The sequence below is a fragment of the Paenibacillus sp. LHD-117 genome (assembly GCF_030929555.1).
Lineage (GTDB): Bacteria > Bacillota > Bacilli > Paenibacillales > Paenibacillaceae > Pristimantibacillus.
In genome coordinates this window covers 13,096-32,866 of record NZ_JAVFVT010000051.1, presented here as the reverse complement: position 1 = coordinate 32,866, position 19,771 = coordinate 13,096, and the positions used below count along the sequence as shown (strand labels likewise).

Sequence of the window (19,771 nt, the reverse complement as noted above, 5' to 3'; positions counted from 1 at the left end):
GCGACTGCTAGGATCCGTTGCGGTGACGGTAGAGCAAGTAGATGAAGAACGGCGCTCCGATCGCGGCCGTAAACACGCCCGCGGGAATATCGAGCGGGATGAACGCCACTCTCGCGACGAGATCGGACAACAAGAGCACCAGAGATCCGATAAGCGCGGATACGGGGATCACTCCCCCGTACGAAGGTCCGACAAGCTTGCGCGCGATATGCGGGGCCATCAGGCCGATGAAGTTGATTGCTCCGCCGATCGCGACGGCAGCGCCGGCCAGCGCGACGCTGATGACGAGCAAGATGGTTCGTTTGATCTGGACCGAGCTGCCTACGCTTGTTGCCACTTCGTCTCCGAGCTCCTGTACGTTCAGATGACGGGCATAGATTAACGCGATCGGGAACAGTACGATGATCCAAGGGAGCAGCGTGTAGACGTCTCTTTCCCACGAGACGCCGTAGATGCTGCCGGTCATGAAGGTGAACGCTTTGACCGCCACGGCCGTAGGCGTAAACGACGATGTCAGAATTAACATGTACGTGACGGCCGTCAATGCGGTAGCCATGCCGATGCCGATCAGGACGAGCCTAAGCGGAGTTACGCCCTTGCGGTAAGCGAATAGATAAATCAGGAACGCGGCCGCGAACGCCCCAAGTATCGCGCTCAGCGGCATGAAGCGAATGCTGACATGCGAGAAGTATAAGATAAATACGACGGTGCCTAGGGAAGCTCCGCCGGAAATGCCGATGATATCCGGGGAGGTGAGCGGATTCCGCACGATGCCCTGCAGCAAGGCGCCGGATACCGCGAGCGCCGAGCCGACCATGACGGCAATGATGACGCGCGGCATCCGCAGCGATTCAATAATCATCGAATCGGGCGAATTCAAGGATCCGAACAAGATCCGAACGACGTTGATTGGGCTGATCGTCTTGCTTCCGAGCCCGACGCATACGACGATGGCCGCCAGATTGGCGACGATCAGCAATAGGATCATCATGACCGTCCGGCGCTCGATCTGGAAGGAAAGCATGCGGTTTCTTATCGTGACTAATTTATCCATCTTAAGAACGGCCTCCTCTTCTTGCGATAAAGACGAAGAAAGGAACGCCAATGACAGCCGTCATGATGCCGACCGGAACTTCCTTCGGGAACGAAATATACCTGGAGCCGATGTCGGCCGCCAGAAGCAGGATGGCTCCGTATACGGCGCAATACGGAACGACCCAGCGATAATCGATGCCGACCAAATAACGCATCAAGTGAGGAACGATGATGCCTACGAACGCGATCGGACCCGCCATGGATACCGAGCCGCCGGCGAGCAGTACAATAATGACGCCCGCCGCCAATTTGATGTAGACCGTTTTCTGCCCGAGGCCGACGGCGACGTCCTCCCCAAGCGTAAGCACGTTCATATGTCTCGCCAGAATGAACGCGCCGACCAAAGCGATTCCGATATAAGGCGCTGCCGCCGTGAAGATATGAAGATCGCGTCCCGCGACCGACCCTACGAACCAATAAAGCACTTGATCGAACGTCTGGCCGCTCGTGAGAAGGACGCCCAAAGAAAGCGATGAGAAAAACGCGGTCAAAGCGGCCCCGGCCAAAGTAACCTTAAGCGGCGTCAGGCCGTCGTTGCCGATGGAGCCAAGGGTGTACACGAGAGCGGCAGTGAACGCCGCGCCGATAAACGCGAGCGTCGCGAACGTCGATAAGCCGCTGACGCCGAAGAAGGCCGACCCGGTCACGATGAAGAAGGCGGCTCCCGCATTGATGCCGAACAAGCTTGGCGATGCCAGCTGATTCCGCGTAATGCCTTGCATGAACGTCCCCGCGACGGCCAGGCTTGCTCCCGCCGCGGCGGCAATCAGCGCGCGCGGCATCCTTGCGGTTTGGATAATAAGATGCTCTTGCGAACCGTCAAATGCGGTATAAGATGCCCAGATAGTGCGCCAGCCGATGTCAGCCACGCCGAATACGATGCTGCTAACGATACCCGCGGCCGCAAGAAGCAGCCCAACGATCAGTCCCGCCGCCTTTTGGGCGCGTGTATCTAATAATGATGTCTTCATCATGTCCTCTTCCCTCGTTGCCAATCTGATTCGTTATGCTCGTTATCGCATGAATCGAATACTCAAATATTGTAGGGGAATGAGCAGAGGGTGTCAACGAATTTGAAAATCATTATCATTGTTTGATTGACTTTGAATTGATATGCTGGTATAGTTTCGTTTGTGGATCTAATGAGAATCATTTTCATCATGGGGAGAGGGAATAATATGTTTAATGTACTTAAGAAAAAACTGACCTGGACAGGCACCGCGCTGCTGCTGGCGTTAACGCTGGTCGTAACGGGCTGCGGCCAATCGGGTTCGAACAATAGCGCGAATAACGGGGCTAACGCAAATGATTCCGGCGCATCGAACGCGGCCGAAGAAAGAGTCATTACGCATGCGATGGGCGAGACGCCGATTAAAGGCAACCCTGTACGCGTGGTCGTATTGACCAACGAAGGAACGGAAGCGCTGCTTGCGCTTGGCGTGAAGCCGGTTGGCGCCGTGAAATCCTGGACGGGCGATCCTTGGTATGCACATATCAAGGCGGACATGGAAGGCGTGACGGAAGTCGGGGAAGAAAGCCAGCCGAACATGGAGCTCATCGCAAGCCTTCAGCCGGATCTGATCATCGGCAACAAATTGCGCCAAGAAAAAGTGTACGACCAGCTGAACGCGATCGCGCCTACGATCTTCTCCGAAACGCTGCGCGGCGCTTGGCAGGACAACTTCAAATTGTACGCCGACGCGCTTGGCAAAAAAGCGGAAGGCGACCAAATCATCGCGGACTACGATGCCCGCGCGGCCGACTTTAAGAACAAAGCCGGAGATAAGCTGAACCAGAAAGTATCCGTTGTACGTTTCATGGCTGGCAAAACGCGCATCTATTTGGAAGACACGTTCACGGGCCTAGCGTTCTCGAAGCTTGGCATTACGCGTCCGGACAGTCAGAAGTACAAAGATACATTCGTCGAAGAAATTACAAAGGAACGCCTGCCCGAAGTAGATGCCGACATGCTCTTCTACTTCACTTACGAGACCGGAGACGGCAAAGGCACGGAAATGGAACAAGAAATGCTGAACGATCCGCTTTGGCAAAGTCTTAATGTCGTGAAAAACAATAAAGCCATTCGTGTGGACGACGCGATTTGGAACACGGCAGGCGGCGTGATCGCGGCGAATCTCATGCTCGACGAGATCTACAAAATTTACGAAATTAAATAGTTCATCCTAGCCAGAAACAGTAAGGTATTGACAATTGTGGATGGACTGCATAGAATGAGAACAAATCAAATGGCTGAGATCAAGGACATGCTCGCTTACGGATACCGCCCAGAGAGAGGGGACACGGCTGAAAGCCCCTTCGGCAATCACAAGCGTTTACCCCCTTGTAGCCGCGATGCCGAAATCATGAGGACGGGGCCCCGTTCCGCGAGTGTAGGGATCGCCGGGAATTCCCGTTATCGAATGCTGAAGGATTTGGCGGCGCTCCGTAAGGCCGGCCGTAAATCGAATTTGGGTGGAACCACGAGCGCGCTCGTCCCTTTGCGGACGACGCGCTTTTTTGTCGTTAACAGCATTAAATAGATGGAATAATAGCAATGACCAAGGACATGAGCGCGTCGCGCATACCGCCCAGAGAGAGGGGACCCGGCTGAGAGCCCTTTCGGGAATGACGAGCGTTTACCCCCTTGCAGCTGCGGTTCTGAAATCATGAGGCTTTGCGCGGGCACATGAGTGTAAGGATCGCCGGGCATTCCCGTTACAGGATAGCTAAGGATTTGTTTTACGAATCCATTGCGAGCGGAGCTCGGATGTGCGGACCATAAACAATTGGCCGTCGTCAAACTGCGAGCGTGCGCACGGGTTATGAAACAAATTGAATTTGGGTGGAACCACGAGCAAGCTCGTCCCTTTGCGGACGGGCTTTTTTTGTTTTCCAAAAAAAAACGAAGGAGTGAAGGTTAAATGTAATCACGATCATCAAGAGGGACAACTGAGGATGGGGGCGTCCATGCTGCTGGCGGCGGCCGTCCAGCGGCGTTATCCGGGCGCTCGGCTCGGGATAGGCGGACTGACGAATCAGGGCTTTTATTACGACTTCGACTTCCAAGGCGTCCTGGAACAGCCGCCTGCCGCGGAGGAACTGGCATCTGTCGAGGAAGAGATGCGGGCGATACTGGCCGAGAATCAGCCAATCGGATGGCGTAAGATCCCGCATGCGGAAGCGCTGCGCCTATTCGAGTCGAGGGGCGAGAATTGGAAGCTGGAGGAGCTGCGAGGGCATGCGGAAGCGGAGGATGTGGCGCTTTATGAGCAGGGGGCGTTCGCGGATATCGGTATGGAAGGTATGGTACCGAGCGTAGGCGGCGCTGCGGCCGGGCTGGCTTTCAAGCTGCTCAATATTGCGGGCGCATATTGGCGCGGAGACAGCAATAACGCCGTGCTGCAGCGGATTTACGGCGTTGCCTTCGGGAGTCAGGAGGAGCTTGACGCGTACCTGGCTTGGCAGGAGGAGGCGCAGAAGCGCGATCACAGAAAGCTCGGCAAGCAGCTGGAGCTGTTCATGTTCGCGGACGAGGCGCCGGGGATGCCGTTTTATTTGCCCAAAGGGACGGTGCTTCGGAATGAGCTGGAGCGGTTGTCCCGGGAATGTCTGGCGAAGTTCGGATACGACGAGGTGCGGACGCCGTTCATCATGAACAGGGCGATGTGGGAGCAGTCCGGGCACTGGGAGCATTACCGCGACAACATGTATTTCTCGGAGCTGGATGGGCAGCATTTTGCGGTGAAGCCGATGAATTGCCCGGGACATATGCTGATGTTCAAGAACCGGAAGCATTCCTATCGGGAGCTGCCGATTCGGTACGCGGAGTTCGGGCAAGTGCACCGGTACGAATTCAGCGGGGCGCTGAACGGACTGTTCCGGGTGCGGACGTTCTGCCAAGACGACGCGCACATTTTCGCGAGACCCGAACAAGTGGAAGAGGAAATCATGCGGACGATCGAGCTCATTCAAACGATTTACGATCTGTTCGGGTTCTCGTATAGTTTGGAGCTGTCGACAAGGCCGGACGACTCCATGGGCAGCGACGAGCAGTGGGAGCTGGCGGAAGCGGCTTTGCGGAACGTGCTGCACGCGGCTGGCATTCCCTATTCGCTGAATCCGGGCGACGGCGCGTTCTACGGACCGAAGATCGACTTCCACATCAAGGACGCGCTCGGCCGGAGCCATCAATGCGGAACGGTCCAGCTCGACTTCCAAATGCCGGAGAAGTTCGGCCTCTCGTACGTCGACGAGCGGAACGAGAAACAAACGCCGATCGTCATCCATCGCGCCGTCTACGGCTCGATCGATCGTTTCCTCGGCATCCTGATCGAGCATTACGCGGGGGCGTTCCCGCTCTGGCTGGCGCCGGTTCAAGCGATAATCGTACCCGTCGCGGAGGCGCATGAAGCATACGCATCGGAGTTGCGGGAGCGTCTGGCGGCCGCGGGGATCAGAGTCGAAGTCGACGACAGGAAGGAGAAGCTCGGCTATCGCATCCGCGAAGCCCAGCTCCGCAAAATCCCGTACGCGGCGGTCGTCGGCGACAAGGAGCTCGCGAGCGGCGGTCTGCAGGCGCGCGCTTTCGGCGACGGCGTCCAGCGACCATACGAGGCGGGCGAGTTCGTCGCCATGCTGGAGGAGCAGCTTCGGACGAGGGCGTAGGCGAAGGTGGTGGGGCGGCTGCAGGTTCGCGAGACGAACCTGCAGCGCGCGGTAGCGCCGGTTTGGCGGCTGCAGGTCCGCGAAACGAACCTGCAGCGCGCGGCAACGCCGGTTTGGCGGCTGCAGGTCCGCGAAACGAACCTGCAGCGCGCGGCAACGCCGGTTTGGCGGCTGCAGGTCCGCGAAACGAACCTGCAGCGCGCGGCAGCGCCAGCTTGTCGGCTGCAGGTCCGCGAAACGAACCTGCAGCGCGCGGCAGCGCCAGCTTGTCGGCTGCAGGTCCGCGAAACGAACCTGCAGTGCGTGGTAGCGCCGGTTTGGCGGCTGCAGGTCCGCGAAACGAACCTGCAGCGCGCGGCAGCGCCAGCTTGTCGGCTGCAGGTCCGCGAAACGAACCTGCAGCGCACGGTAACACTCATATGGGCGTATCCGCATTCTGCTGCAGGAGGATCGATTGTTTGCCCCGGTATTGCGAGGGCGTACAGCCGACCCACTTGCGGAACTGGCTGGAGAAGTGGGACGGGATGGGCCAGCCGACCTTCGCGCCGATCTCCTCGACGGACCGGTCGGAAGAGATGAGCAGCAAGCAAGCCTCCTGAATGCGCCGGGCAAGCAAATAATCGGTGACGGTATGGCCGGTTTCTTCCCGGAACAGACGGGAGACATGATATTTGGACAAATGGAGGTCGCTCGCCAGCTCCTCCAACTTGAACGGCTTGTCGAAATGCTTCTCGATCCACTCCAGAATGGACTCCGTATGCGAAGCCGACCGGGATACGGCTGGCGACTTGTCCTGCGGATAGGCGCCTTCGGCGTCCAGGAAGACGAGAAGCTGCGTGAGCAGCGCCGCGAGCAGCGATAGCCGGCCTTCCGGCGTCGCTTGTTCGAGCAGCTCGCCGTAATACCGGTAAAGCGGCTCTGCCGGATGGCGGTTGCCGAAACCCCGGAATACTTGCGTCGTTAAACGCTCCCGCCAGATTCGCTTCAATGCGACGGCTAAACTGCCGAAGGATTGCAGCGCGGTTTGGAGTGTGTTGGGCTCGAAGTGAATGATTGATCGGACATAGGTTGCCGATTCGGTCGATGCTTTGACGTAATGAAGCTGGTAAGGCTGGAAGAGGAACAACGTTCCGGGCTCAATGGGGTAAACGTTCTGATCGAGAATGACGCTGCCATCGCCTTGATGGACGTAAAGGAGCTCTATGCCTTGATGGTAGTGAAAGTAACCTTTGTAGCCGGGCTCGGCTTCGATCTGAAGCTTTCCATGAATTGGCGCGTCATGGAAATCGACAAACATCAGACGGTTCATGCGGATGCAACCCCTTCCAAAAAACCGCAATATAACTACAGTCTAGCACAAGAGAACTGAACTGTCGCCGCGGATATTTTGGTATGCTCATGGTAGAAACCAATGGGAAGAGGGATGCGCATGTGGCTGCATATCATGGATGACGCAGTACGGAAGACGAAACAAAACATGGAGCGATTCGGAGGTCAATTTCCCCATGTTAGCTTGAACGACGAATATTTGCTGAATGACAACACGGATTGGACGGACGGCTTCTGGTCGGGCCTTCTCTGGCTCTGTTACGAATATTCCGGGGACGAAGCGTTCAGGGAAGCGGCGCGGCAAACGGTGGCGAGCTTCAGGCAGCGCCTTGACAACCGCGTCGCGCTCGACCATCACGATATCGGCTTCCTCTACTCGTTGTCTTCTAAAGCGCAATGGATGATCGAAGGCGACGAAGAGGCCAAACAATTGACGATCGAGGCAGCGGACGCGCTCATGGAGCGCTGGCGGCCGAACTTGCAGATCATTCAGGCATGGGGACCGAAGGGAGATCCGCATAACGGGGGCCGCATCATCATCGATTGTCTGATGAACTTGCCTCTGCTCTACTGGGCGCATCAAGTGACAGGCGACCGGAAGTATTACGACGTTGCGGTTACGCACGCCGATCAGAGCCGCCGATTCCTTGTCCGCGGAGACGATTCGTCCTATCATACGTTCTACTTCGACCAAGAGACGGGCGACGCGCAGCGAGGCGGAACGCACCAAGGCTATAAGGACGGTTCGACGTGGACGCGCGGGCAGGCCTGGGGCATTTACGGCTTTGCGTTATCCTATCATTACACGCGCGACGAGAAGTATTTGGAGACGTCGGTACGTCTCGCTCGTTATTTCCTGGATCGGCTGCCGGAGGATCATGTCGTCTACTGGGACTTCAACGCGCCGGTGAACGCGGAGACGAAACGCGACAGCTCGGCGTCTGCCATCACGGCTTGCGGCATCCTGGAATTGCTGAAGGTATTGCCGGAGGGACACGAGGCTCGTCCAGCTTTGGAAGAGGGCCTGAGTCTGACCATGAAAGGTCTCGCGGAGCATTATTACACGAAGGATAAGCCTGACGCGCAAGGTTTGTTGGAGCGTGGCTCGTACAGCGTGCGCGGCGGCAGCTCCCCCGACGACTTCATGATCTGGGGCGACTACTATTATATGGAAGCGCTGATGCGGATCGAGAAGGGGCACAAGGGGTACTGGTACGAGTAACGGAGAGTGATTGGCTAGTAGCAAGCGGCTAGGCAAGCACAAATACAAAACCAGTTCCGGTTCGGGGCTGTCGCGAAAGTCATCCGGACTTTCCGCGGCAGTCCTTTTTGTTGTTTTTTTATGCGGCCGGCTCGCCGTACGCGAGGGGCGGCGCACGGAATAGATACGCCTCGCGAACCTATTTTTTTCGAAAAACGCGCTATATAGGCGCCTTCTTGTATAGTAAGATTGAGGGAAAATGGCATCCTTTTTTATCTGATTCTATCGGAGGCTAACGACTATGAATCCTGCCGCAACCGCAACCGCAACTGAAAAAACCGCGAATCGATTCCGCAAGCTGCTGCCGATCATACGGAATCTAGCGGTTGCCCTTATCGCCGGTTTTGCGGTAAGCCAGCCCGTCGGTTTGCTTTCGCGGCTTTATATGAGAGTCGCCGCGATCATGTCCGATAGCGTGCCGGATTTTACATGGGGAGGGTTGTTCAGCATCCAGCTCTTCGCGTTCCTCTCCGCCGGGTCGATGTCCGGAATTGCTTATGCGCTCCTGCGCAGGTTTTCTGCCTAAATCAGCCTGGCGCGCCTCCGTGCTTAACGGGCTCCTGTTATTTATCGTTATAGGCATCCCCTTCCTTTTCCTTGTTCTGACGGATCTGGAGCAGCCCGTTTATCGAGCGGTTAATCAAGCCCTGTGGACATCCTTGTTCCTCGCGCAAGGGATGGCGATCGTTTCTGCGGCCAAGTGGCTGGAATGCAGGCTTCCAGCCGGCAACGCGCGTCCATACGCCGCGTCAGCCCTGTACGGCCTCATCGTTCTGCTGGGCATCGGCGGCATCATTTTTTTTGGGCTGAAGATGGCGCCTTTGCTGTAAATGTTCAATAAAAGAAAAAACCTTCCGAAAGGAAGGTTCAATCTGCTTGTCCGATTCATTTTGCCTAAGCTTGATTCGTAGTTTCGCTATATGTTTTAAAATTGTCCATAAACGCCTGCCAGCCTGCTTGTTGCATTTCAACGGGATTGGTGCCTTCCGCTTCGAAATCTTCGATGATCCGAGTGCCGTTCTCTTGACTAATAAATGTAATTTTGACTTTTCTTCCGTCTCCAAGCGTGTAAGAAATAAGTTTGTTTTCTACTACCTCATCGTAAACTCCGCCAAAATCAAATCCAAAGCTTCCATCCTTCGCTTCCATTCGCGTAAGGAATTTTCCGCCGGCCTTTAACTCATTTTCGGCATGCGGCGCATGCCAGTCATCGGAAGCAAAAGACCACTGGGTAATATGCTGCGGCTCTGTCCAGTATGCCCATACTTTTTCGACCGGTGCGTGAACCGTGGTTTCTACCGTTATAGTGACCGTGTTCTCTGTTTCCATTTGGAATACCGCCTCGCTTTATTGGATTTAGGTTTCGGTTTCTGGATAATGATACCACTAACGGATACGATTGTTCAATCGAACAAAAGTAGTTTAGGACTTTATGACCTGCTAATGCCTGCTGCTATTTTTTGGAGGCCAGGGAGTTTTGCACCTTTTGCTTCGTGAGTTTCGTTATTGATAAAAAAAGAGGGGGGAATGAAGATGAGACGCCTATTATTGATCGGGATGAGCATCGTCTTGGGCATGGCCATAGCTGGCTGCGGCGCCGGCAAGCAAGGTGAAGCAGCTCCGACGGCTACGAATGCAGCCGGGACGCAGGGCGGAGATATGCAAGGCAACAGGGTCGTTGTAAGCAGGTCGCTGGACTTCATGCGCGTGAATGAGAAGCCGTACGCCGCGTTCGAGGGGAAAGATGAGATTGCGGCCTTTTCGAAAGCGGTCAAATCCGCCGACAAAATGGAAGGGCAGCTCGATGTGTCGTTCCCCGATTACGATGTCGTGATCGATCAAGGCGGCAAGCGGAAGGAAATCCACTTGTGGCTGGATGCCGGCAGCGATCATGGCATGTTCACCTATGTAAGCGACACCGGCACGGGTTATACGCTGACGAAGGAAGCGACCAAAGCGCTGTACGAGCTGATCTGGGAGGTTCAATACGACTCGGAGCAGGCGAAGGCGAACGGCGACGTCGTTGGCGAGCCGACCGGCGAATACGCGAATGCCGAGGAGTGGGAGACGTTCGTGAGCAATGTGGAAGGCGGCAAACATGACGACGTGCAGGTCGTCCAGTATACGATCGAAGGCGGTCCGATCTTTTATAATCTGAATTTCGCGGGGGATACGATCCGGTTCCGTTACGATAATACACACGATGCGTTCGGAGTGCCGGATAAAAGGGTGGATTTCTGCGAATCGATCGAGAAGGCGGGGACGGAACGTGGAACGGAATATAAGCTGGCCGGCTGCGGCGGCGAGACCGATGGGTTGTTCGAACTGGTGTTGCCGTGACCCCCTTATGATATACTGTATATCAAGTATACAAATGCAGCAGCGGAGGGCGCGGGTTCTATGTCAAGCAACGACCAGTACAATGAAGAAGCGATCAATCGTCTCCCCGAAAGCGTCAAGCTGGGCTGGGGCATCATGAAGAAGCAGCGCAGGGGGCCAAAGGGCGAGCTCAGCATTCCGCAAATCGTGCAGGCGGCCATCGCGATCGCGGACGCGGAAGGGCTTGCGGCGGTGTCGATGGCAAGAGTCGCGCAATCGCTCGGTTTTACGACCATGTCCCTGTATCGATACGTATCAAGCAAAAATGATCTTCTCCTGCTTATGCAGGACGCCGTGTGCGACATTCCGATTCCGGAAGAGCGCGAAGGGGATAGCTGGCGGGAGCAAATGAAGGAGTACGTGCGCGTCTGCGTCGGGGTCTTCCGCGATCATCCGTGGTACGCCGACATTCCGATTCAGGGCTTGCCGCTCATGCCGAACAACCTGCGCGTCATCGACTGGATGCTGCGCATCATGCGCGATTTTCCGGTGAACGATTTCGAGAAAATGTCGTTTCTTCTTCTCGTCAGCAGCTATTCGAGAGCCTGCGGCTTGATCGAACGGGATCAGGCGCTTGTGCTGCAAGCGGGGGGGACCATGGACGCCTTTAACGGGCTGGATTATACCACCGCTCTTCAGGAGCTCGTGAAGCCGGGACAATTCCCGTTCCTGTCCCCGCTGATCATGTCCGGCGCCTACACCGGAGAGACGGGTAATCCGATCGAGGATGACTTGGCCTTCGGACTGGAGCGCATCCTGGACGGCATCGAGCAATACGTCGAGACTCGGCGCTGCATGGGGGCCAAATGAGAAAAGCCAAGCCACTCTACTTTCGTATCGACGATGCGGAGGAGAGTGGTTTTTTGTTCGAGAACCCATGACTCCCCATTTATTCGAGCATTCTGTCTGCGTCGTCGTTTAATCTTCTTAATCGGTAGGCGTTCATGGCGGATTCGCCAAGCTCCTCGAGAATGGTATAATTCGCCCAAGCGCCGGCAACCGCGCCGATGCCCGGCACCATCTGCAGCATTTTACGGAAGTCGATGGCATCGCGGTATTCCTTCTGGAACGTCTCCCAGTCCAGGTTGGTCGAATAATCGGCTTCCGATACCCACTGTTTCTTCTCCGTATTCCACCTCTTGATCGAATCCAGCAGTCTGGCGCGTTGCCCATGTCCGGAGAACGTGAGCTGGAACACCTTCAGAATAAAAACCCGCTCGTCGAACTGCTTCGTATCATACCCGTAAACATGGGCCGTCTCGAACAACATCTTCATCTTTATCGCGATCAGCGCCGGGAAGTCCACGAGATTCAGCACAAAACCGCCTGCGCCAGTGCCCGCGCCTTCGGCCGTCGCGATTTTTTGGTATAAGGAGAAGAGACGCTTCGCTTCTTGATCCGTAAGCTCCAGCCCGATATCCCGCTGCACGGGCCGATGCGGAGAATACTCCGCGCCGAACAGCGCCGTGCGCACGATCGACTTGATGGTCGTCGTAATGACGTTGTGAACCTTCGGGGGAATCAAATTGTTGATTCGAGTGCCGATCGTCTTCGAGGTTCGCTCCAGCCAGCCGGGCGGCTTGAACAATTGATGCTCCCAGACGGCGATTTCGTGTCGGACTTTCTGCTCGTAATGCATCGTCATTCGCTCCCTTAGTCAAACATGGCTTTATTTTACCGTCAGACGGCCCGATGAGGAATAGACTTTGGCAGGTGGCGAACCTGGGCGGAAGTCGGGGGTAAGGAGCGGCGCGCGATGGCTGCTGCTCCATTTTGGCATTACCTTTAATCCTCAAGCAGATGGATCTTTAAGTTTGGAGCGGTTTTCGTGATGCCCGTTATTTCATTGGCGAACAATCTATGATCAAAGCCGATTTGGAAGATGTTTTTGTCGGGTAGAAACGTCAGGCTGGTTCCGGTTTCGCTCGTGAGTCCGACGGTGAGAAGGGACGTTTGCGGGATACCGTGCTTATAATCCTGACGGAACACTTTGCCTTCTCTTCGCACCTCGACCGTAAGCCTTTGAGACAATGCGTTGACGATCGGCATGCTGATCCCTTTTTCGCCGCCCGGAGAATGGATGGTAGCGGTGGCGAATCGGCTAATTTCAGTGAGAACCGCTTGCACGCGAGGTTTTTCCGAATTGGGAAAAGCCTGAACGGGGATGCCTCTGCCATTATCGGCCACTGTCACGCTGCCATCGTTGTGAAAAACGACGCTCACGTCGGAGCAATAGCCGGCTTGATGCTCGAGAATCGAGTTTTCCAATACCGATCTTAATAAATGGTGCGGATCATATTGTTCCGGCGAAGCTCCTAAATAGTCGCCGGCATGATTTCTGGCCTCCGCCAACTCCATGTATTCGCTCGTATCCAGAAGCTCCGACGCCGCGGCCAATAACAGCAGGAACGGTAGCGCCCGATGGCCGGGAAAGGTATATTTGCCGCCGCGTTCCTCTTGCGCGAGGAGATCGGCTCCTTGCAAAGCTTTGATGTGATGGTAAAGTTGTCCTGTTGTTCCCATATTCAAGCGATCCACTAGTTCAGCTCCCGTCAGCGGCTCTTGCAAGACGGCTCGCAGGATATCGATCCGCTGTTTGTGGCCGAGCGCCGATAAAATTTTGGCCGTTTTGTCGCCGTCGAGGTCGAGCAGGCGCCGAACGGAGCGTTCCTGCGGCTCCCATTTGTAGCGCCCGTTCTCGCCCTTGAATTGTCCCGAGAAATAAAAGGCGCCCATGTCTTGCGGGTCTTGTACGTCTTCGGCATGTAGTTGTCTGCCGCTGCCGTTGCCGGGCAACGGGGATTGACGCGATGCTTGATTGGCAAACCGCTCAAAGCTTGCTTGAAGCTGGTCAAGCTGCTGCTTGAGCGAGTCCAGTTCCTTTCCGTAATCTCTGGTCAAGCGAATCACCTCGATTAAATTATTTAATAACGTAATTACGTAATTATATAATAACACTCAGTGTCGTAATTGTAAATATGATTCAAAGGATCAAGGCAAGCGACGAAGGGGAAAAGTACGAACGGAAAAAGTACGAACGGAAAAAAGGGACCTCGTTTCCATCCGGCGATGGAGACCAGGTCCCTTTCAGCTTGCGCACGTGTTATTGCCGCGATTTCCGAGCGAAAGCGATAGCGCCCCAAACGATGGCGGCCGCCAGAATGCCGACACACCAGAGTGCAGCCTGCCAGCCGGTGTCGCCGATCGGCGTGCCGGAGAGCAGCCCGCGGATCGTCTCGATGACAGGCGTGATCGGCTGATGGTTCGCGAAGCCCTGCAGCCAAGAGGGCATCGTATTCGTCGGCACGAAGGCGCTCGACAAGTACGGGAGGAACAGGAGCGCGAAGCCGTAGCCGCTCGCCGCAGCAGGGCTGCCCGTCACGAGGCCGATCGCCGCAAATAGCCAAGTGAATGTGAGGATGAACAGGGCGATGAGCCCGAAAGCCGCGAGCCATTCCGCGGGGCTGGCGGACGGCTCGAAGCCGACAAGAAGTGCGACGCCGATGACGACGCAGGTGGCCACCAGGTTGCGTGCCAAGCTGGCGACGACATGGCCCGTCACGACGCCGGTCGCTTGGATCGGCATCGTGCGGAATCGGTCGATGATGCCGTTCGTCATGTCAGTGGCCACATCGACCGCCGTGCTGGACGCCCCGAAGCCCGCGCATAACAAAATAATGCCCGGCACGACGTAATTGACGTAATCGCCGCCCGAGTCGATCGCGCCTCCGAATACGTACGTGAACAGCAGCATAAGAAATATAGGCAGCATAATGGCCATCAGCAGCGCTTCGACGTTCCGAATGCTGTGGCGCAGGCTGCGCCCTATGAACATGGCGTTTGTCGTTAGCAAGGTTCTCATGAAACGGATACCTCCTTTTCCTTCTTGGTTGACGGCTCTTGCGTTAAAGCGAGGAACACGTCGTCCATGCTCGGCTTGCGAATGCCGATTCTCGTGTCCGGCGGATAGAGGACGGCAAGCTCGTTCATCGATTGCCGGATGTCTGCTAGGCCGCCGCTCGTCGGAATCGACCGGATGAGCTCGTCGCGGCCGTTCCGCAGTTCGATAACCTCTCCGCCGACCCGGGCTTTCAGCTCTTCCGGGGTGCCTTGGGCGACGATGCGGCCGCCGTGAATGACGGCGATCAGGTCGGCGAGCTCGTCGGCTTCCTCCAAATATTGCGTCGTCAGGAAAATTGTCATGCCTTGCTGCTTCAGCTTCTGGATCATCTCCCACAAGGCGCGGCGGCTGATGGTATCGAGGCCCGTCGTCGGTTCGTCGAGGAACAGGACGGGGCGGTTCACCACAAGGCTAAGGGCGAGATCTAGTCTGCGCCGCATGCCGCCGGAGTAGGTTTTGGCCCGCTTGCCGGCCGCCGTCTCAAGGTCGAATTGCTTCAGCAGCTCCGCCGTGCGTTCGCTCGTCTTCGCCGCCGACAACCCGGATAACCGGCACATCAGTCGCAGATTTTCTTCGCCGGTCAACACCTCGTCGACGGCCGCGAATTGTCCGGTCAAGCTGATCGACCGCTTGACTTCCTTCTTGTCGGCGACGACGTCGTAACCCGCGATGCTTGCCGATCCTTCATCCGGCGCTGTCAACGTGGACAGAATCCGGATGAGCGTCGTTTTGCCGGCGCCGTTCGGGCCGAGCAGCCCGAAGATGGAGCCCGCAGGCACGGATAGATTAAGACCGTCAAGCACGGCTTTGTCCTTGTACGATTTGCCGAGTCTGCGCACTTCGATTGCGTTTCGCGACATTTTTTATCACTCCTCAGTAATTGTATGTTATATAAACAGTATATTAAGTACTCGGTTATTATACCTCAGCCTCCGGACCGATCTTGGGAGCGCCCGGCGGCGAAGGGGACACGGCGCATGGGTGTCGTAGAAGACCGCGCAGAAGCTGCAGAACCTGGTGCAGCTCAAAAAGAGCAAGCCCCCGCATGGCGGTCGCTTGCTCTGCCGATTCGATTGCGTGCCGCGCTACGCGACGATTGCCATTGCCGTTGCCATGGCACGCTCCCTCATTAGTATTGCCTACTTAGTGGTCCTGCGCGAAATGAGCTTCGACTTCCACGCTCGCAGGCGGCAGCTCCATTCCTTTTTTCCACACGAGCACGGGATCCTTCTCGCTTCCGAAGTACAGCGCCTCGATGGCCTTGCCGTTGCCAAAGTTCGCCTGGTAGGCGTTGTTTTCCGCTTCGTCGAACGTGTAGTACATATTGAACAGGCCCACTTCGGTGATCGGTTTCTTCTTCACGACGGGACGTACCGGGGTGACGTAAAAGTTGCCGGATTCGTCGGTTTCGAAATTGGTCTGGTTCAGATCATACCCGTCCGTAATCTTCACGTGGTAGACGATCCGGCCGTCCGACAGCCGGGACACGTCCGAGATTTGGATGACGTCAGAAGGGACGGGGCGGATGTTCCATTGGAACAAACCGACGTAACCAAGCAGCAGGACGGTGCATAAGGAAACCGCGATAACGGCCCCTTTCAGAAACGCTCTCAGCTTCGCGCGGCTCCAGAACGCGGAGAGGGATTGGATGGCCGTCCCTTCCCGGCGGTTCGCCTCCAGCATCGACGGGGGCAGCGGCAGCGCGACTTCGATGTCCGCGAGCGCGAGCCGGCAGCTATTGCATTCGGCGAGATGCTCCTCAATGAACTGCCGGCTTGCCTCGCTGCACACCTCGTCCACGTAGAGAGGCAATAAATCCTTAATGATTTCGCATTTGGCGGTGCTCATGTTTGTTCCTCCTCAAGCTTGACGATTAATTGCTGTTTGGCGCGATGGAAGGTCACCCTTGCCCAGCTCTCGGTTTTCCCGAACAGCAAGCTAATTTGGGCGAACGGCAGCTCCCCGAACACCCGCAGGGTGAACACTTCCTTGTACGGTTCGCCGAGCCGGTGCAAAGCCTGATGGACGCGGAACGCCTGTTCCTTGTCCGCAAGCGCGGCTTCAAACGTTTCGCCGGATTGCCCGGCGTAGTCCGGATCGATCGTCGGCACCTGCCTCTTCTGCTTGTCCAAATAGGAAAAGTAGCTGTTTTTGGCAATTTGGCAGAGCCAGACGCTCATTTTGCATTCGCCTCGGAACGAATCGATCTTCTTCATCGCCTTAAAGAAGGTATCCTGCGTAATCTCTTCGGCGACGGCGGCATCTTGGCTTAGCGATAACGCAAAGGCGTATACGGGCTTGAAGTATTCGGCGTAGATTTGCTCGAAATCGGTGGTCACATTCTCACGTCCTAACAGCAATTAGACCGCTTAAGGTAGGATTCGTTACAAGTTAATATAGAAAAATTTATTCTCCCGTGACAAAATGGGAATGATTGTGAATCGTTATCCATCATAACAAGGTTTGAGGAGGCTTGCCATGCGCGTTCAATTCAAATCGTTTGTCGCGGGCTTTGTATGCTGCGCGATGCTCAGCGCGACGACCGCTTATGCGGCTGTAGGTTCAACCCGGATCGATGTGTTTTTTAAAAATCTCACGTATAAGTTTAATGGCGTAAAGGAAACGCCGGATCCGGACAAGCAGGGGTTTGTGTATAAGGGGACGACGTATGTGCCGATTCGGTTCGTCGGCGAGTCGCTGGGCAAGGAAGTCGGCTGGGACGAGGAGACGGAGACAATCTGGATCAGCGACGATCCTGGCGAGTTTACGGTGGAAGATCTCCACGTGAAGGATTCCGTTACCGGCGCAACGTTCGCCTTGGGCATGACAAAGGAAGAAGTGGAAGCGATTTTGGGGGAACCGGACGATGAATTTTTGGGTAGGTACATGTATGAAGGTCTTGAAGTGTATTACAGAGAAAACAAGGCAGCTGGATTCATCATTGATGCCGGCGATAACTTGACGAATCGATTTCGAACCAACAGAGATATTGGTCTCGGCAATCCCAAAAATGATGTATTCGAGGCGTATGGAAATGGTGGTGTGGACGAAAAGATTAATACTGTTTCTTACGTTTTTCAAAACGAGAGCAGCGGCCAATTGAAAAAATTGGAGCCTATGGCATTCGCCAAACCCGGAGAAGTCGATATGGATTCAATCTATGTGCTGTCGATCTTATTTTGGGATAATCAATATGAAACAACTAGCTTTATTCTTATCGGAGACCATCGTTTCGCTACAACGACAAAATAATATCGGCGCAATGCGATCTTGCCGATCACTGTTGAATCAATGAAAAAAATCATCCGCCTCTTCAAAAAGAAGCGAATGATTTTTTGTCGTGAAACCACACTATAATTATGAATTACCCGTTTCGAATCGATAATCGTAATAACGCTCGGCATTGCGCATGCTCGGCCAAATATCCGGGCTCTCGCCGCCGATATGCCAATAGGCGATTCCGGCCAAGCCTTTGGTTGCGACAAGCTTGTATTTGGCAATCAAGGACCGGCCGTCCTCGATCCAGATGGAGTGAACGAGCGACTGCTTGGTATAACCGGCCACATATTGGCCTAACTCCGCATCCCATACAGGCCGGAGCGATAGCTTCTCGATCAGCCCGTTCTGCTCGGTAAATGTCAGGTACGAGGAGGACGCTGCGGTTCCGTTCGGATTGAGCGTCCAGTCGCGATTATAGAAAGGCAGCGCAAGAATGATTTTCGCAGGGTCGACGGCCTTCATCAAAGTGTTTATGGCACTTCGAACATAGGGCAGAGAGGCATTGGGCCCCGGATACAAGCTGCCGCCATAATGCTCGTCATACCCCATCAACACTATATAATCCGCTTGCTTGCCGAGCTTGGCATAATCGAACGCTTCCGTCCAGTCGGTGCCGAGGTCGGGAGAGACATCGACCGACAGCGTTTTGTTCATCGCATGCAGCTTGGCGGCCAGCTCCGTCACAAAGGCTGTGAAATACGCGCGATCGGCGGGAGCGACATTTTCGAAGTCGAGATTAAGTCCGTCCACGCCATATTGTTTCGCTTTCGCGGCTAATTGATTCACCGCGTTGTTCCTGGCCGTTGCACTGGATAGCAGCTCGTGGGTCGCCTCTTGGTTGGAGCGATTGCCGACCATGGCCCATACTTTTTTGTTATTCTTTTTCGCCCAGGTGACGAGCGAGCTATCGGTTACATCCGTGACTTCGCCCGTGTTGCCGACAAAATACCAACGTGGAGACAAGGTATTCACGTTCGACTTTTTGATCGTGCTCGTGTATTCGTCCACCGTCTGCCCGTATTGCCATCCCATCACGATCCGATCGTCAGGTGCGGCATTCAGCTCCGCTTCCCAGCCGTCCTGCTTCAGAACGCGCGATAGGAGAATGGCGGCTTCTTGCCGTTTGATCGGGTCGGAAGGGCGGAAGCGGCTGTGATCATCGCCTACCATAAGCTTAAGCTTGTTAACCTCCGCAACGGAATCAAGCGCCCATTCGGCTATATCGTCTATGTCCTTAAATGAGACGCCGCTGCCGTTTGTGTTCCCCGACAGTTTTAGGGCATTCGTTAAAAGAACGGCGGCTTCCTGCCGCGTAATCTGCTTGTTCGGAGCGAAGGTTGTCGCGGAAGTCCCGCTTACCAGCTCAAGCTGAACGGCTGCCTGAATCCAGCCGTAATACCAGGCGCTCTTCGGAACATCCGCATAGGGCGAGACCGGGCTGAAAACCTGCTCGAGCTTCAGCAGTCGATTCAGCACGGCAATGAATTCGGCCCTCGTCATCGACCTTGTTGGGGAGAAGCTCGTGCTCGAAGTCCCCGTTATAATCTTTTTGTTGTATAAATCTATTATCGCTTGTTTAGCATAGCTATCGTCAATGTCGTCGAATGGAAGATTCGAGGCAGAAGAAGCTTTCGGCATGAACAAACCCGCTAGAATAATCGTGGCGAATGTTAGTTTAGCCATTAAGCCTGTCCGTCGATACATAATCATTCCTCCTCGATAAAAATCCAACCTTTGAATTATATCAAGGATATTAGTAGGAATCATCGCGAAAATACTGGTAGTTTCGCATCGTTGCCGAAGGGATCGCGCAATGCGGGGAGGCATGCCTGCTCCAATTCTGAAAAAATGTTAATCCTGCA

General features: G+C 55.3%; 18 protein-coding genes and 1 pseudogene. 8 read left to right on the top strand and 11 right to left on the bottom strand.

Features of this window, described 5'->3' with window-relative positions; genetic code table 11:
- Nucleotides 1–7: 7 nt before the first annotated feature.
- A complete protein-coding gene (locus RB620_RS27800; RefSeq protein ID WP_308100107.1) occupies nucleotides 8–1,054 on the bottom strand; it encodes a FecCD family ABC transporter permease in 1,047 nt (348 codons plus the stop codon).
- A gap of 1 nt (nucleotide 1,055) precedes the next feature.
- Nucleotides 1,056–2,066, bottom strand: coding sequence for a FecCD family ABC transporter permease (locus RB620_RS27795; RefSeq protein ID WP_374121472.1), 1,011 nt, complete (start codon nucleotides 2,064–2,066; stop codon nucleotides 1,056–1,058).
- A gap of 207 nt (nucleotides 2,067–2,273) precedes the next feature.
- Here RB620_RS27795 and RB620_RS27790 point away from each other — a divergent pair, with 207 nt between their 5' ends.
- Both RB620_RS27790 and thrS read left to right on the top strand, forming a co-directional pair.
- Entirely contained in the window at nucleotides 2,274–3,272 is a 999-nt protein-coding gene (locus tag RB620_RS27790) for an ABC transporter substrate-binding protein (protein ID WP_308100103.1), read from the top strand.
- Nucleotides 3,273–4,068: 796 nt separating this feature from the next.
- Nucleotides 4,069–5,760, top strand: a pseudogene (thrS, locus tag RB620_RS27785) (threonine--tRNA ligase); the annotation flags it as partial.
- A 415-nt stretch (nucleotides 5,761–6,175) separates the two neighbouring features.
- Here the strand turns inward: thrS and RB620_RS27780 are convergent.
- Entirely contained in the window at nucleotides 6,176–7,069 is an 894-nt protein-coding gene (locus RB620_RS27780) for a helix-turn-helix domain-containing protein (protein WP_308100101.1), read from the bottom strand.
- A 120-nt stretch (nucleotides 7,070–7,189) separates the two neighbouring features.
- Between RB620_RS27780 and RB620_RS27775 the strand changes: the two genes are divergently transcribed.
- From RB620_RS27775 to RB620_RS27765, 3 genes are all read left to right on the top strand, one after another.
- Nucleotides 7,190–8,311, top strand: coding sequence for a glycoside hydrolase family 88 protein (locus tag RB620_RS27775; RefSeq protein WP_308100100.1), 1,122 nt, complete (start codon nucleotides 7,190–7,192; stop codon nucleotides 8,309–8,311).
- Nucleotides 8,312–8,591: 280 nt separating this feature from the next.
- Complete coding sequence (locus RB620_RS27770; RefSeq protein ID WP_308100099.1) at nucleotides 8,592–8,876, top strand: hypothetical protein; 285 nt, start codon at nucleotides 8,592–8,594, stop codon at nucleotides 8,874–8,876.
- A 19-nt stretch (nucleotides 8,877–8,895) separates the two neighbouring features.
- On the top strand, nucleotides 8,896–9,180 hold the full coding sequence (locus tag RB620_RS27765) for a hypothetical protein (RefSeq protein ID WP_308100098.1): 285 nt from the start codon (nucleotides 8,896–8,898) through the stop codon (nucleotides 9,178–9,180).
- Between the two features lie 64 nt (nucleotides 9,181–9,244).
- Here RB620_RS27765 and RB620_RS27760 read toward each other — a convergent pair whose 3' ends face one another.
- Complete coding sequence (locus RB620_RS27760) at nucleotides 9,245–9,679, bottom strand: SRPBCC family protein (RefSeq protein WP_308100097.1); 435 nt, start codon at nucleotides 9,677–9,679, stop codon at nucleotides 9,245–9,247.
- Between the two features lie 204 nt (nucleotides 9,680–9,883).
- Here RB620_RS27760 and RB620_RS27755 point away from each other — a divergent pair, with 204 nt between their 5' ends.
- Both RB620_RS27755 and RB620_RS27750 read left to right on the top strand, forming a co-directional pair.
- Nucleotides 9,884–10,690, top strand: a complete 807-nt coding sequence (locus RB620_RS27755; protein ID WP_308100096.1) for a DUF4362 domain-containing protein — start codon at nucleotides 9,884–9,886, stop codon at nucleotides 10,688–10,690.
- A 60-nt stretch (nucleotides 10,691–10,750) separates the two neighbouring features.
- Entirely contained in the window at nucleotides 10,751–11,539 is a 789-nt protein-coding gene (locus RB620_RS27750) for a TetR/AcrR family transcriptional regulator (protein WP_308100095.1), read from the top strand.
- Between the two features lie 79 nt (nucleotides 11,540–11,618).
- Here the strand turns inward: RB620_RS27750 and RB620_RS27745 are convergent, their stop codons facing one another.
- From RB620_RS27745 to RB620_RS27720, 6 genes are all read right to left on the bottom strand, one after another.
- Nucleotides 11,619–12,368, bottom strand: coding sequence for an EcsC family protein (locus RB620_RS27745; RefSeq protein WP_308100094.1), 750 nt, complete (start codon nucleotides 12,366–12,368; stop codon nucleotides 11,619–11,621).
- Between the two features lie 146 nt (nucleotides 12,369–12,514).
- A complete protein-coding gene (locus RB620_RS27740) occupies nucleotides 12,515–13,639 on the bottom strand; it encodes an ATP-binding protein (RefSeq protein ID WP_308100093.1) in 1,125 nt (374 codons plus the stop codon).
- Between the two features lie 193 nt (nucleotides 13,640–13,832).
- Nucleotides 13,833–14,591: an ABC transporter permease gene (locus tag RB620_RS27735; RefSeq protein WP_308100091.1), complete on the bottom strand. Its 759-nt coding sequence runs from the start codon at nucleotides 14,589–14,591 to the stop codon at nucleotides 13,833–13,835.
- A complete protein-coding gene (locus RB620_RS27730) occupies nucleotides 14,588–15,490 on the bottom strand; it encodes an ATP-binding cassette domain-containing protein (RefSeq protein ID WP_308100088.1) in 903 nt (300 codons plus the stop codon). Before RB620_RS27730 ends, RB620_RS27735 begins: the two co-directional genes overlap by 4 nt.
- 283 nt (nucleotides 15,491–15,773) lie before the next feature.
- Nucleotides 15,774–16,478, bottom strand: coding sequence for a zf-HC2 domain-containing protein (locus tag RB620_RS27725; protein WP_308100087.1), 705 nt, complete (start codon nucleotides 16,476–16,478; stop codon nucleotides 15,774–15,776).
- On the bottom strand, nucleotides 16,475–16,969 hold the full coding sequence (locus tag RB620_RS27720) for an RNA polymerase sigma factor (protein ID WP_308100085.1): 495 nt from the start codon (nucleotides 16,967–16,969) through the stop codon (nucleotides 16,475–16,477). The genes RB620_RS27725 and RB620_RS27720 overlap by 4 nt, the downstream gene beginning before the upstream one ends.
- A 139-nt stretch (nucleotides 16,970–17,108) precedes the next feature.
- On the opposite strand from RB620_RS27720, the gene RB620_RS27715 reads away from it, so the two are divergent.
- A complete protein-coding gene (locus tag RB620_RS27715) occupies nucleotides 17,109–17,882 on the top strand; it encodes a stalk domain-containing protein (RefSeq protein WP_308100083.1) in 774 nt (257 codons plus the stop codon).
- A 105-nt stretch (nucleotides 17,883–17,987) separates the two neighbouring features.
- On the opposite strand, the gene RB620_RS27710 is transcribed toward RB620_RS27715, so the two are convergent.
- Nucleotides 17,988–19,613 (bottom strand): S-layer homology domain-containing protein, encoded by a 1,626-nt coding sequence (locus RB620_RS27710; protein ID WP_308100082.1) that lies wholly within the window; start codon nucleotides 19,611–19,613, stop codon nucleotides 17,988–17,990.
- Nucleotides 19,614–19,771: the final 158 nt, after the last annotated feature.